The following is a 13,156-nucleotide window of genomic DNA, read 5'->3' on the forward strand; positions in this document are numbered from 1 at the left end:
GTCTGGCCCGGACCGGCGTCAGGAGCCTCGGGTGCCCAGCCGAGGCCGCGACCGCCGCCTGGCCCGGCCGTAGACACGCCCGCCCCAGCCGGTCGGGTCAGCGCGGTCCTCGGTGATCCGCTGGCTGCGCAGGGCATCGGCCGTCGGCGAGGGTGCGTCGACGAGCGGCGCACCGGTCCCCCAGATGAGGAGCAGGTCGGCGAGGTCGGCATTGCGCGCGAGCAGCGGGCCGTGCACGTAGGTGCCGATGATGTGTCCCTGCCGGGCCCCGTCGTGCTCCCCGTCGTTGCCGTGGCCCAGCTCGAGGGCGACGAAGGCCACCGCGCCCGGACCCACGTCGGTCGTGCCGTGGTGGCTCTCGTAGCCGGACAGTGCGGCCAGGCCCAGCGCCGGGTCCGGCCGCGTGATGACGGGGCCGAGGAACGGGGAGGTCGAGCGCGACGACCGCACGTCGATCAGCCCGAGCCCGGCGTGGCGGGCGCCGTCGGGTGCCACGTACGAGTGCCCGAGCACCTGGTAGCCGGCGTTGACGGCGAGCACCACCGCGCCGCCGCTGACGCGCTCGGCGAGTCCGCCAGCGCGCAGTCGTTGCGCGAGAACCGGCATCCGGTCGTCGTCGAGGCCGCCGACGAGGTAGATGTCGGCCTCCGGGACAGCGCCCTGGTGCACCCAGGTCACCGTGCTCCGGATGCCGCGCAGGTCGGCTCGCCGCGCGAGCACGCGTGCGTTGCCCTCGTCGCCCTGGGCAGCGGTGGCCAGGGGGTGGAGGACGGCGATGCGCAGCGGGCTCACGTGGTCAGCCTCCGCCGCAGGTCCTTGAAGGCGGTGTAGTTCGCGATGACGTGGACGGGCCCCGACGGCATCGACAGGATCGCCTCGACGGGGTCGTCGATGACGGTGTGCGGGATGCCGGCCGTCTCGAGCAGCACGGCGACGTCGAGGCGGCGCTGCCCGGTGGCCACGACCCGGGTCCCGGACAGCACCGACAGGTCGACGTCCCAGCCCGGTGTCATGTCGCGGAACGAGAAGCTCTCCATGGCCAGCACGATGGGGACCTTCGCGTCCCCTCCGAGCGACACCGCCTCGAGCCAGCTGGCCGGGTTCTTGACGAGGAACAGGCGCACCCCGCGCCCCTCGACGTCGACCGCGCGGTAGCGTCCGTCGACGTCGGAGACCGTGGCGACCGCCCGGGCGGCCGACGCGACCGGGACGCCCATCGTCACTGCGGTCGCCACGGCGAAGGCGGCGTTCGACGTCAACCATCGACCCGGCAGGTGCATCACCAAGGGGGCCCGCGCACCATCAGGGCCGTGCAGGATCCCGTCCTCGACGAACCAGTCGGGCTGGGGCCGCGCCAGCCCGCACCCGGTGCAGGCCCAGTCCGGGCGCCGCTCGTCCGGCCACGCGACCGGCGACTCGCACCGGCGACAGAGCGCGGCGTCGTGGCGCCACTCCATCCCCCCGCCGACCCAGACGACCCGGTCCGCGGGGTGCACCGTCATCGCCAGCTCCGCGATGACGGGGTCGTCGGCGTTGGCCACGACAGTGAAGCCCAGGCCCGGGTCGGCGAGCGTCTCGGCCCAGTGGGCGAGGGTGCGCTGGAGGGAGACCCCCCGGGTGTACTCGCGCGAGGCGTTCATCAGCACGACCCACCCGGCGGAGGTCTCGCGGGCGACCGGGCCCAGGACCATCTCGTCGACCTCGAGCACCGCGCAGGTCGCCCGACGGGTCTGCGCCAGGGCCATCGCGGCACCTTCTCGCATGTTGGACCCCCCGGCGTTGAACGCCACCGGACCCCGGCTCGACAGGGCAGCGGTGAGCATCGTGGCCGCCGTGCTCTTGCCGTTCGTCGCACTGACCAGGGTGACCGGAATGCCCTGCGCGAGATCAGAGATGGCCCGCGGCTGGACCTTCATCGCCACGCGGCCACCGACGGCGGTGCCGTCGCCGAAGTCGGCCAGCCGGGACACCCGGGCCGTGACGCGCGCCGCGACGGCCGCGACCTCGGTCCTGGTCCGGCGGGTCGCCACCAGGGCGCGCCTGGTCAAGGGTTGCACGGAGCCGTTATATCGTACGTTTGTGAAACTGATTGCCGCGGTGAACGACAGTGCCGCCGAGTCACCACGCTACGTCGCCCGCGGTCCGGCCCAGCTGCGCCGGATCGCGAAGCGCTACGACCTCTCCCCGCAGCTCGCGGAGACGGTGCGCCTGCTCTCGCTCGTGTTGCCGTTCCGGGTCAGCCAGTACGTGCTCGACGAGCTCATCGACTGGTCGCGTGTGCCCGACGACCCGATGTACCAGCTCGTCTTCCCCCAGGACGGGATGCTGTCGCCCGAGCACGTCCGAGCGCTCGCAGCGCTCGCTCCCCACGGCCGGCTCGCCGGTCCCGGCCTGGCCGAGCTCGTCCGCAGGATCCGCTCTGAGCTCAACCCGCACCCCGCCGAGCAGCTGTCGTCGAACGTCCCCCTCGACGCCCGCGGCGACCCGATCCCCGGGCTCCAGCACAAGTACGACGAGACGGTCCTGTACTTCCCCTCCCACGGGCAGACCTGCCACTCCTACTGCTCGTACTGCTTCCGGTGGGCCCAGTTCGTCGGTGACCCGGAGCTCCGTTTCGCCACGAACACCCCCGACGACCTCGTGGCCTACCTCCAGCGGCACCCTCGCGTGTCCGACGTGCTCGTGACCGGGGGTGACCCGATGATCATGAGCACCGCACGGCTGCGTGAGCACGTCGAGCCACTGCTGCGCGTCGACTCCCTGCGCACGATCCGCTTCGGCACGAGGGCCCTCGCCTACTGGCCGAGCCGCTTCGTCGGCGACCGGGACGCCGACGACCTGCTGCGACTGCTGGAGCGCGTCGTCTCCGGTGGACGTACCGCCGCGGTCATGGCCCACGTCAGCCACCCGGTCGAGCTCGAGGGAGACCTCGTCCGCACCGCGATCGAGCGGATCCGGTCGACGGGGGCACTGCTCTTCACCCAGGCGCCACTGATGCGGCGGGTCAACGACGACGCGGCCACGTGGCGGGAGATGTGGACCACCCAGCTCTCCCTCGGGATGACCCCCTACTACCTGTTCGTGGCCCGTGACACCGGCGCCCAGGACTACTTCAAGGTGCCGCTCAGGCGTGCCGCGCAGATCTACCGTGACGGCCTGAGCGGAATGTCGGGCCTGGGCCGCACGGTCCGCGGCCCGGTGATGTCGGCCACCCCGGGCAAGGTCGCCGTTGACGGCCCAGCCGTCCTGAACGGCGACCGGGTGCTCTCGCTGCGGCTCCTCCAGGCTCGGGACCCCTCGCTCGTCGGGCGGCCCTTCTGGGCGTACGACAACGCCGCGGCGGCCTGGGTCGACGAGCTCGTGCCCCACCCCTCGTCCGACCCGGAGCTGGTGCGAGCGGTGTGGGGCGGCCCCGCGCTCACATCGCGATGAGGATCGCGCCCAACCTCGCCCTCGACGAACGGGTCAACGTCCTGCGGTCCAGCGGGGTCGACGTGCTGCACCTCGGCTTCGGCGAGGCGGGCCTGCCCGTGCACCCCGGCCTCGTCGACGCGCTGGGCGCGGGCTCTGCGAGCAACGCGTACGGTCCGGTGGCAGGTGCCCAGGCCCCTCGTGCCGCCGTGGCCGGCTACTGGACCCGGCGCGGGACGCCCACCGACGCCGAACAGGTCGTGCTCGCGCCCGGGAGCAAACCACTGCTGGCGGCGGTCGTCGCCTGCGAGCCGGGCGACGTCGTGCTCCCACGACCCTCATGGGTCACGTACGCCTCCCAGGTCGAGCTGTTCGGCCGTCGCACGGTGTGGGTCGACCGGCCGCTCGGCTCCGGCGGCATCCCCGACCCCGCGTTGCTCCCGGCCGCCCTGGCCCGCGCGCGGGCGGAGGGCGCCACGCCACGCCTCGTCGTGGCCACCCTGCCCGACAACCCCACCGGCCTGCTCGCCCGGCCCGACGAGGTCGAGGCGCTCTGCCGGGTCGCGGAGGCCGAGGACCTCGTCGTCATCAGCGACGAGATCTACCGCGACGTCGTCTTCGGGTCGGTGCCGTTCGTCAGCCCGGCCGACCTGGTCCCCGACCGCACGATCACCGTCACCGGGCTGAGCAAGAGCCTCGCCCTGGGCGGGTGGCGCGTGGGCGCCGTGCGCTTCCCTGACACCGCATGGGGGCGGGCCCTGCGCGGACGGGTCGTCGGCTTCGCGAGCCAGGTGTGGTCCAACCTCGCCGCCCCCATGCAGGCCGTGGCCGAGTACGCCTTCGACGAGCCCGCCGACCTGGTGCGGCACCGCGAGGCCTCGACCCGCCTGCACGGACTGGTCGTGGATGCCGTGCACCGCATCTTCGCCCGGCACGGCGTGGTCGACGTCCCGCCGGACGGCGCCTTCTACGTCTACCCCGACTTCGAGCCGCACCGCGAGCGGCTGGCGCGGCACGGCATCCGCGACGGCTCCGACCTGGCCCGGTGGCTCCTCGAGACGCACGGCCTGGCCGTGCTCGAGGGTGAGGCGTTCGGGGACGACCCTCACGCCCTGCGCTTCAGGGCCGCCACCAGCCTGCTCTACGGCGACACCGCTCGCCGCCGCTCGCAGGCCCTGGAGAGCGCCGACCCACTGGGGGTGCCGCACGTGGCGCGCAGCCTCGACCGTTTGGATGCCGTCGTGGCGGCCGCCACCTCGGCCTGACCGCCCGGGCCCTCGAGGTCGTGACGGCAAGGACGGCGATGCCGAATGACCGGCGTCAGGGTGTCCCGCGGGACACCCTGACGGAATGGACCTCCAGGATCGCCTCGAGGTGCTGTGCGAACACCGCGATGATCGCAGCGGCCGCCGCCTCACCCCGGGGAGTCAGGAGCACCAGGATCCCCCGCGCATCGTCGGCGACACCGGTGGCGTCGCGCCTCGTGAGACCGGCCCGCTCGAGCCGGTCCAGCACGCCGGTGGTCCCCGCGGGAGTGAGCCACAGCTCGTCCGCGAGCTGCCTGGGCCGGATGGAGCCACGGTGAGCGATCGCGGCGACAGCGAACCGGTCCACCATCGCGTGGATGCCGTACGGCGCAACGGCCGCCTCGACCGCGGCCACGTACGTCGCCCCGACCGTCGCCAGACGCCGTGCCGCCTCCGAAGGCTCGATCGCCGGCTTGTCGAGGACTGCCTCGGTGTCGCGGCCGAGGAGGAGCAGCACCTCCTTGACGATCGGCGCGCAGTCCTCGAAGTAGTCGGCCAGGGCCGCGTGGAACGCCGCCAGGCTGCGACGACCTTCGGGGCCGAGCGTGAGGTTCACCCGTCGGCGGTCACCCGGCACCGGTCGGGACTCGATCATCCCGGCGGCGAGGAGGCGGGTGATGCTGCGCGAGAGGGTGCTCCGAGGCCGGCCGAGCGACTCAGCCACGACGGAGGGCTGGACCGGGCCCATCGCGTCGACCGCCGTGAGCAGCCCGATGTCGACGTTGGACGCACCACCATGGGCCAGCGATGTCTGCGCGACCCCGGACAGCCCCAAGGAGTAGCCCTGCAGCAAGGTGAGGGCATGGAACAGGTCAGAGGTCGACGGCGAGCCGTTTCCCATGAGGCCAAGGTACGCGGTCCGTCCCAGCTCAGGGGGCCGCAATGCACGCCGATAGTCCACAGGGATCGGTGGGGGGCGGGCCGGGTGGATCACGGTTCGGCGGCCAGTCGCTCGATGGTCGCGCTGAGCGAGTCCGTGATGGATCTCAGGATCAGGACGATGACCTCAGGAGGTGCCCCCCGGACCTCCGCAAGGGCGTTCTCCAGCCAGTCCCGCGCCCCGCCCATCTCGCCCTCGCCGGCCTCCGTCAGGCTGACGACGGTGCGCCGCCGGTCGGTCCGGTGCGGCCTGCGATTCGCGAGGCCCCGTCGTTCCAGCCGGTCCACCAGTGCCGTGGTGGAGCTCGTCGTGAGTCCGAGCGCCCGCGCAAGGTCGGTCTGGCCCATGGGCCCGCGGGCCAGGAGGTAGCTCACCGCCTGGCTCTCGGTCACCGTGAGGTTGAGCCGCCGACTGACCACCGCCCGGTAGCGCTCCCCGGCGAGGATCAGCTCCCGGAGCGCCATCAGCAGGTCCGCGGGGGCGGTGGGGGCGGTGGCGCGATCGACGGCCGCCGGTGGGGTGCCCTGCACGGTGGCCATCCTAGGCCGCGCATGTCGTTAGATTGACAAACTGCGTGATGGTCGAGCAGAATCCCGCCGTCGCACCTGAACGTCCACATGCGCTCGGACCACTACCTCAGGGCACTGGCAGCATGACCGCTTCGGCTCGTGCGCCACCACTTCCCCATCGGAGGTATCTCGTGGATTTCCCGCTCTGGATCATCGGCCTTGCCGTTGCCGTCGCCATTGGCTTCTTCTGCTACCGCACGGCCGAGGCGAAGGGTCGCAACCCGATCGGCTACGGCCTGCTCGGACTCTTCCTGCCGCTGGTCGGACTGATCGTGGTCCTGGTGATGAAGCCCCAGGCGCAGATCTCGACCACCGGCGCCTGAGGCCGTGGCCGGCGTCGACGCCCGCGTCGGCGGCCGGCATTCGCGACCCCTTGGCCGGGGAGGTCCCGCACGCGCGTACCTCTGCTACGCCATCGGCCTCCTCGTCGTCTACGCCGGCGGGCTGGTGGCCTTCTGGCCCCCCGAGGGAGAGCAGCCCGCCGCCACCTTGTTCCTGGTGCTCATGTTCGCCCCCACTGCGGGAGCCCTCCTGGCCAAGGTCGCCGCTCAGGGTCGCATCCAGTGGGGCCGACCGGGGCTGACGATGCTCCTCGGCCTGGTCCCGGTCCTCGCAGTCCTCGGCGCATATCTTCTTGCTGGCGCCCTCGGTTGGGTCCGGGAGGATCCTGACGTGCTGTGGGCGGCTCTTGCCGGCGCACCGATCGCCATCTTCGGCGCCGCGATCTCCGCCGTCGGCGAGGAGATCGGCTGGCGCGGCTTCCTGTGGCCGACCCTGCGTCAGCGCAACAGCTTCGTGCGCGCGAGCCTGGTCATGTTCGTCGTGTGGTGGCTCTACCACGTCCCGCTCGTGATCCTTGGCTGGTACGGCTCGCTGGCCGGTCTGCCTGCCTTCACCGTGGCGGTGGCGGGGATCGTGCTGTTCCTCGGCGTGATCACGGACAGGTCCCGTTCCCTGTGGCCGAGCGTGGTGACCCACGGCGCCTGGAACGGTCTCGTCGCGACGAGCTTCGCGGCGACCGAAGGGGTCGAGCGGGTGCCGGCCTTCTCCGGCAGCGAGGCACTGCTCGGCGAGTTCGGGTGGCTCTCCGCTGTGGTCATGGCCTGCGTCGGGCTGGGGTCGGTCTGGTGGCACTTCTCCCGACCCCTGGCGGATGGAGCCGCAGCCCCGAGGCCCACCCTCGTCTCGGCGCGGGCCAACCGACCGTGACGGCTGCCGGCGGGAGCGCCCCGGTCAGGCCCGACACCCCCTCGCCGAGGCACGCCGTGGAGTCCACCGGCACTCGTCTTCGCACCCGGTTGGCCCTGGGGGTGCTGGGGGCAGCCCTGAGCGCGCTGGTGGCCCCGGCGGCCGGCGCAGCGCCGACCGTCCAGGCGCCGACCGTCCAGGCGCCGACCGTCCAGGCGCCGACCGTCCAGGCGCCGACCGTCCAGGCGGCATCCGCCAGTGACGAGCAGGCGCTGGCCGAGCGGTACGCCCCGGTCGTGCGCCTGGTCCAGCAGGCAGAGGACTGCGGCCGGGGCGAGCCCTTCCAGCCCACCGACGTGGACGTGCTGCTCGGCAACACCACCGTCGCCCTGCGCGGGCCCTGGGACACCGACGACCTCGTGAAGATCGCCCCCCTCGCCGACGACCTCGGCAAGGGCCTGGCCGGCTACCACCTCGACTTCCCGGGCAGCCCGCTCCAGCCGGGCTGCACCTACGAGGAGTGGGCCGACACCCAGACGCTCGGGTCCAGCCCGACCACCTACGCTCGGGTCGTCACGGAGCCCGGCGAGGACGGCCTGGCCCTGCAGTACTGGCTCTACTACCCGTTCAACGACTTCAACAACAAGCACGAGAGCGACTGGGAGATGATCCAGGTCGAGTTCGCGGCGGCCGACGCCGCGACGGCGCTCCAGCAAGAGCCGACCCGGGTGGGCTTCAGCCAGCACGAGGGTGTCGAGATCGCCCGCTGGGACGACCCCAAGCTGGAGGTTGCCGAGGACTCGCACCCGGTGGTGCACCCCGCGGCAGGATCGCACGCGAACTACTTCGATGCCGCCCTCCACCTGGGCCGATCCGGCCAGCAGGGGTTCGGATGCGATGACACCCGTGCCCCCTCCGTCGACGTGCGTCCCGCTGTGGTCCTCGTGCCGTCCGACGCGAGCGAGGCGGGTGCAACCTTCCCGTGGCTCAGCTACACCGGCCGCTGGGGTCAGCGTGAGAGCAGCTTCTACAACGGCCCCACGGGCCCCAACACCAAGGACCAGTGGACCGCCCCGCTCACGTGGACCGATGCCGAGGGGACCGACACCGCCTACGCCGTGCCGGCCAGTGGCCTCTACGGCACCGAGGCGACCAGCGCGTTCTGCGGCATCGTCTCCAGCGGCTCGAACGCCCTGCGAGGCGCGATGAACAACCCCGCGATCGCAGCAGCCGCCCTCGTGGCTCTCGGACTGGTGATGGCGTGGCTCGCCGGGCGCACGACATGGCGACCCTCGGCGCCGCTGCGGTTGGCGCGCAGGCGCAGCACCGGCCAGGTCATCTCCGCGGTGTGGCGGCTGTACACACGCCGCCTCGCGCTGTTCGTCGGCATCGGCCTGCCCATCACCGTCGCGATGGTCCTGCCCGGGCTCGCCTCTGCCTGGATCGTCTCGACCACGGAGGCGTTCGGCGACGACGGGACGATGCGCCGCACGATCGTCACCGTCACGGGGCTGCTGTTGGCACTGCTCGCCCCGGCGACCGTGGCACTGGGGCAGGCGGCCGCGGTCGTGGCCGTCCGCGAGATCGACGGTGGGCGCAGGGTCGGGGTGTCCCGCGCCTATTCCGTGGCGTCGCCTCGGGCCATCCCCCTGCTCCTGACTCAGCTCGCCATCGGCGTCGCCCTGGTGGCGTGCCTGGTCACCGTGGTCCTGGCCCCGGTCGCCGTGGTTCTCTTCGTCGTCAGCCTGCTGCTGGTCCCGGTCGTCGTCCTCGAAGGTCTCTCCGGCTGGGCTGCCGTCAGGCGGAGCGCCCACCTGGTGCGCCCCTCCTGGGTCAAGGTCGTCGTGCTCGTCGGGCTGACCGCCGGCCTTGCCTATGGGGTCGGCGCGGTGCTGGGAGCCGTCCTGATCCTCACGACCTCGCTGCCGCTGGCCGTGAGCAACGCCGTGTCCGGGTTCGTCTACGCCGCCCTCGCGCCGCTCGTGGCCGTGAGCAGCGTCTACATCTACGCCGACGTCGTGGTGCGCGAGAAGCTAGCCACCGGGGCCGCCCGGGACGGCGAGCTCCCCGCCGAGGCCATGCTCCCCTGAGCATGGGGAGACACGGGAGCTGTGGGCGTGGACAACGGGGTCACGACACGAGGCACCAGTGGTAGTTTGTCGCCGGAACAGTTGCGCCCGACGTACCGCGTCGTGACAACCTGAGTCAGACCTCACCCACCGGAGACCGTTCATGGTTGACCAGTCCCAGCCGCCGACCACCCGCTCGGCCTGGCCCGGCGTTGCCCTGCTCGCCCTCGCCGTCGGGTTCTTCGTCCTGGCCACCATGCTCAGCCTGGCCGACACGGGCGCCTCCACCAACTGGTACATGTGGGCTGCCCTTGCCGCCGCTGCCGCTACTGCGGTGGCCGGGATCGCCCGTCTGATCCGCCGCTGACCCGTGTCGACCTCGCGAGGCAGCGGACCCCAACGGCCCGATGAGGCCCGGAGCGCGGCCATCAGCAGCCCACCACAGGACATGGGCGGCACGTGGCCACCCGAGGAGAGGATGCGCACATGACTGCTGAGACGATCCAGGCCACCGCGCCCAGGACGAGCTATCTGGACTGGACGTTCGAAGGACGCGCCGGCATCGTCCGCTACGTCGTGACCGCCGTCCTCATGGTGCTGGTCTTCTTCTTCGTCGCCGCACTGCTCGGAAGCATCCCCACGGTGCTCCTCCAGATCGCGGCCCCCGAGTTCGACCACAGCGATCTCGGCCAGAACGTCCAGGTGATGTTCACGTTCGTCATGGCGTTCCTGCTGCTTCCCCTCGTCGTGTGGCTCGTCCATCGCCGCCCCGGCTGGTCGATCGGCCTGCCGACGCGGCGCATCCCCTTCCGCGACCTGGGCCTCGGCTTCGGCGTCGGGGTCGCGGTGGCGGTGCTCGTGTCCGCGGTCACGCACGTCACGGGGATCTACGAGGTCGAGTACGTCGGTATCGACTGGTCACAGTGGCTGCTCGTCCTCGCCGTCACGGCGCCGCTGATCCTGATCCAGGCGTCGTCCGAAGAGATGCTGTTCCGCGGCTACCTCACCCAGGTCGTCCGTCGGCTCTCGAGCAACCCCCTGCTCTTCGTCAGCATCCCCGCCGTGCTCTTCGGGTTGCCGCACGCGGCGAACATCGCGGCATACCGGGGAAACATCGCCGTGCTGCTGCCCTACATCGTCAGTGGCCTCCTCTACGGGTGGGCTGCGTGGCGCACGGGCTCACTGGTGCTGGGCGCAGGTCTGCACTGGGCCAACAACCTCGGCGGTGAGGTCCTCATCGGCACGAAGGACGACGTCCTGAAGTCGGTGGCCCCGTGGGTCAGCGGGCTGCCGAGCCTGACCATGGTCACCGTGATCACCACCGTCAACGCGGTCCTGACCATCGCGGTGCTCGAGGGGCTGCTCCGGCGACGCGCCACGACCCGACCCTGACCTCAAGGGAGAGCGGCCTGGCCATCGACGGGGTTGACGGTGCCAGCAGCCACGCTGTGCACCACGAGTCACGAGGCATGAACGCCTCTGCTCGCCGCCGCGACGGCGGGAGCGTCCGATCTCTCCAATCTGGGCCCCGGCCGTTGAGCGCGTGCGGTACGAGGCACCCACGTCGTGTGCCCATCGGCTCTCCGGGCCCGAGGCGTGCTCGCCGCGACGCCGTCGCCACCCACTGCGAGTCTGATCCCGTGTGGGCCATGCGGATGCTGCTCCAAGGGCGCGACCAGCCCCTCGCACTGAGCACGCCGGTCGCCGTGCGATCTGGTCCACGGGAACCCCACGACAGCCGTTGACTGGCCCTTTGGCAGACCCAGGCGGACACCATGCTCCGCGAGTTCGCCCGCGACCGGCGGCCGATCCCCAGTGGCTCGCTGCCCGGATGCCGCTACGCGCGCCTTGGGCCCCGCTCCCCCTTGAGGTAGGGACAACCATTGGACGATGGCCTTTCCGAGCTCGGCATCGAGATCAACGAGCGTGAACTGGTCACGACGTGAGCTTCGACCTCGAGCCGAACGAGTCCGTCAGCTCCTCCGTACCGGTGGGATCGCTGGCGACTGTCCACGTCGTGGGAGGCGTCGCGATCTCATGTCACCTTCCCCACGCAGACCGCCGCACTCAAGAGATCGATGGCGTCACGACCGACGACTAGGTCGCCGACATCGTTGCGCCCATGGCCTACGAGCTCGGCCTGCCCGAGGGGTGGCTCAACGGAAGCGCCCGCCCATTCCTCTCGCCCAGCCCCGCTGACACCCTCACTCCAAGACCGCGTCGTCGGCGGCGATGATGAAGTCGCAGCTGATCGCCAGCTCACAACCACCGCCGTAGACCATGCCGTGCAGCGCAGCGATGATCGGCCGGCGCAGCTGACGCACCGTGTACACCAACCGGTCGAACACCTGCCGCTGGCGCAACCACTGCTCCTTGGTCATCTCCTTGCGTTGGTACAGGTCACCACCGACGGACAAGGCCCGGTCCCGGCCGAGGTCAGGACCGCCACCCGCACCGAGGGCCGCGCCGCGATGGTCTCGAGCACCTCGATGAACTGCACCGCCAGCTCGGTGGTGATCGCGTTGTCCGCATGCGGGCGGTTCAACGTGATCACCGGGACCCGCTCGTCCAGGACGAACTCGAGCAGCACGAGCTGCTCCGGCTCGGGACGTCCTCGGGGGGCCGATAGCCAAGCCGCCCCATCCGGGCCTCACTGTGGTTTCCCATGATCCAGCCTCCTTCACAAGGCGCCAGATCACCGGCGCCGACGATGTCCTCCAGGCCACCCTCTCGCCCCGCCACGGCACGTCGTGACACCGCGGGGGTGACCCACCCGTCTCACCCGTCTCACCCCTCTCGCCTCACCCGGCCGGAGCGGCTGCTCCGCCTCCATCACGGATGACTTCGGTGATGCACACCGCGCGATAGCACGCGCCCTCTGCATCACCCGGTGGGCCAGATCGACCACTCGAGTGAGCATCGATCAAGGGCAGGCCCCGGCATGACGACGTCGCGGTAGGCCCGGGTTGTGCGCCCCACGTGCTATTCAAAAGGGCACTTCTGGCCGCTCACGGTGGCTCACGGGGGCGAGCTCAGCGATCCAGTCGAACGTGTCGAATCCCCGCGCGAACGCACCAGTCCGCCGCTTCCGCCGTCATCCGGTCCGGACCGGCCAGAAGCACCCGCCGGAGCTCGTCGATGTCGGAGATCTCCTTTGGCCGTGGGCCGACGTCCTCAAGGGCCTGAACACTCCAGTGACTGTCCTCAGGGTGCTGAACCGCTCTGCAGAATTCGTTCACTCGGCGTGGCCAGGTTGGCATCCCATGCCAGTCACCACCACTCCAGAGAGTTGGGCAAGCCGCGAGCACCCTGGCCGCACGCCGGCCGGCGTTCGCTTCCACCTCAGCCAGCAGCTCGCCGGCGACCTCCGCGCTCAGTCGCAGGTCGGCCAGGTCAAGATCGACGCACTCGACGAGCGCCCGCCCATCAGGGAGTCGGCGCTCGGGGTCAGTGACCGCCGCGGCGACCACCTCCCAAGGGCTTTCACTCGCCAAGAGCTCGTGAGCCAGGCGCACGGTCGCGGCATTGGCTCGCATCATCTCGCCGTCAGGCAAACCCGAGCTGCCCGCGTGCCAGTCCTCCAACGTCGTGTTGCGCCACATTCGCTGCGTCGCGCCGACAGCGGCGGCCCAGAGGAGACCGGCATCAGCATCGAGCGACACCCCAGACTTCTCGAGCTCACGCTCGATGAGCGGTAGCTGCTCGATCAGCTCGCGCACGGTTCGGTTCACG

General features: G+C 71.3%; 14 protein-coding genes. 7 read left to right on the forward strand and 7 right to left on the reverse strand.

What is annotated here, in order from left to right:
• Positions 1–18: 18 nt before the first annotated feature.
• Both ABD899_RS01610 and ABD899_RS01615 read right to left on the reverse strand, forming a co-directional pair.
• Complete coding sequence (locus tag ABD899_RS01610; RefSeq protein WP_345201553.1) at positions 19–792, reverse strand: glutamine amidotransferase; 774 nt, start codon at positions 790–792, stop codon at positions 19–21.
• The gene (locus ABD899_RS01615; RefSeq protein ID WP_345201555.1) at positions 789–2,030 is read right to left on the reverse strand and encodes a MurT ligase domain-containing protein; all 1,242 of its coding nucleotides are present in this window, start codon (positions 2,028–2,030) and stop codon (positions 789–791) included. Before ABD899_RS01615 ends, ABD899_RS01610 begins: the two co-directional genes overlap by 4 nt.
• Before the next feature lie 49 nt (positions 2,031–2,079).
• Here ABD899_RS01615 and ABD899_RS01620 point away from each other — a divergent pair, with 49 nt between their 5' ends.
• Together ABD899_RS01620 and ABD899_RS01625 are read left to right on the forward strand one after the other, a co-directional pair.
• Positions 2,080–3,432: a KamA family radical SAM protein gene (locus tag ABD899_RS01620; RefSeq protein ID WP_345201558.1), complete on the forward strand. Its 1,353-nt coding sequence runs from the start codon at positions 2,080–2,082 to the stop codon at positions 3,430–3,432.
• Positions 3,429–4,676, forward strand: coding sequence for a pyridoxal phosphate-dependent aminotransferase (locus tag ABD899_RS01625; RefSeq protein ID WP_345201559.1), 1,248 nt, complete (start codon positions 3,429–3,431; stop codon positions 4,674–4,676). Before ABD899_RS01620 ends, ABD899_RS01625 begins: the two co-directional genes overlap by 4 nt.
• Positions 4,677–4,731: 55 nt before the next feature.
• Here ABD899_RS01625 and ABD899_RS01630 read toward each other — a convergent pair whose 3' ends face one another.
• Both ABD899_RS01630 and ABD899_RS01635 read right to left on the reverse strand, forming a co-directional pair.
• Positions 4,732–5,559: a MarR family winged helix-turn-helix transcriptional regulator gene (locus ABD899_RS01630; RefSeq protein WP_345201561.1), complete on the reverse strand. Its 828-nt coding sequence runs from the start codon at positions 5,557–5,559 to the stop codon at positions 4,732–4,734.
• A gap of 89 nt (positions 5,560–5,648) precedes the next feature.
• Positions 5,649–6,128, reverse strand: a complete 480-nt coding sequence (locus tag ABD899_RS01635) for a MarR family winged helix-turn-helix transcriptional regulator (protein WP_345201563.1) — start codon at positions 6,126–6,128, stop codon at positions 5,649–5,651.
• 170 nt (positions 6,129–6,298) lie between these two features.
• Between ABD899_RS01635 and ABD899_RS01640 the strand changes: the two genes are divergently transcribed.
• From ABD899_RS01640 to ABD899_RS01660, 5 genes are all read left to right on the forward strand, one after another.
• Positions 6,299–6,490, forward strand: a complete 192-nt coding sequence (locus ABD899_RS01640; RefSeq protein WP_345201566.1) for a hypothetical protein — start codon at positions 6,299–6,301, stop codon at positions 6,488–6,490.
• A gap of 4 nt (positions 6,491–6,494) precedes the next feature.
• Positions 6,495–7,376 (forward strand): CPBP family intramembrane glutamic endopeptidase, encoded by an 882-nt coding sequence (locus tag ABD899_RS01645; RefSeq protein ID WP_345201567.1) that lies wholly within the window; start codon positions 6,495–6,497, stop codon positions 7,374–7,376.
• Positions 7,377–7,432: 56 nt separating this feature from the next.
• The gene (locus tag ABD899_RS01650; RefSeq protein WP_345201569.1) at positions 7,433–9,445 is read left to right on the forward strand and encodes a hypothetical protein; all 2,013 of its coding nucleotides are present in this window, start codon (positions 7,433–7,435) and stop codon (positions 9,443–9,445) included.
• Between the two features lie 142 nt (positions 9,446–9,587).
• Positions 9,588–9,791 carry an LPXTG cell wall anchor domain-containing protein gene (locus ABD899_RS01655; protein WP_345201571.1) on the forward strand — a complete coding sequence of 68 codons (204 nt, stop codon included), beginning with the start codon at positions 9,588–9,590 and terminating at the stop codon, positions 9,789–9,791.
• Positions 9,792–9,910: 119 nt separating this feature from the next.
• On the forward strand, positions 9,911–10,816 hold the full coding sequence (locus ABD899_RS01660) for a CPBP family intramembrane glutamic endopeptidase (RefSeq protein ID WP_345201572.1): 906 nt from the start codon (positions 9,911–9,913) through the stop codon (positions 10,814–10,816).
• Between the two features lie 812 nt (positions 10,817–11,628).
• On the opposite strand, the gene ABD899_RS01665 is transcribed toward ABD899_RS01660, so the two are convergent.
• The 3 genes from ABD899_RS01665 to ABD899_RS01675 all read right to left on the reverse strand — a co-directional run bounded on the left by ABD899_RS01665 (position 11,629) and on the right by ABD899_RS01675 (position 13,143).
• Positions 11,629–11,805, reverse strand: a complete 177-nt coding sequence (locus tag ABD899_RS01665) for an enoyl-CoA hydratase-related protein (protein ID WP_345201575.1) — start codon at positions 11,803–11,805, stop codon at positions 11,629–11,631.
• Entirely contained in the window at positions 11,802–12,014 is a 213-nt protein-coding gene (locus ABD899_RS01670; RefSeq protein ID WP_345201576.1) for an enoyl-CoA hydratase/isomerase family protein, read from the reverse strand. Before ABD899_RS01670 ends, ABD899_RS01665 begins: the two co-directional genes overlap by 4 nt.
• Before the next feature lie 442 nt (positions 12,015–12,456).
• Positions 12,457–13,143 (reverse strand): hypothetical protein, encoded by a 687-nt coding sequence (locus ABD899_RS01675; protein ID WP_345201578.1) that lies wholly within the window; start codon positions 13,141–13,143, stop codon positions 12,457–12,459.
• Positions 13,144–13,156 lie beyond the last annotated feature (13 nt).

Source organism: Fodinibacter luteus (assembly GCF_039541575.1).
In the GTDB taxonomy this organism is placed as follows: domain Bacteria; phylum Actinomycetota; class Actinomycetes; order Actinomycetales; family Dermatophilaceae; genus Fodinibacter; species Fodinibacter luteus.

Coding starts and splice junctions, on each gene's coding strand:
- ABD899_RS01625 (WP_345201559.1), top strand. CDS start 3,429: ATGAGGATCGCGCCCAACCTCGCCCTCGACGAACGGGTCAACGTCCTG.
- ABD899_RS01630 (WP_345201561.1), bottom strand. CDS start 5,559: ATGGGAAACGGCTCGCCGTCGACCTCTGACCTGTTCCATGCCCTCACC.
- ABD899_RS01655 (WP_345201571.1), top strand. CDS start 9,588: ATGGTTGACCAGTCCCAGCCGCCGACCACCCGCTCGGCCTGGCCCGGC.
- ABD899_RS01660 (WP_345201572.1), top strand. CDS start 9,911: ATGACTGCTGAGACGATCCAGGCCACCGCGCCCAGGACGAGCTATCTG.
- ABD899_RS01665 (WP_345201575.1), bottom strand. CDS start 11,805: ATGACCAAGGAGCAGTGGTTGCGCCAGCGGCAGGTGTTCGACCGGTTG.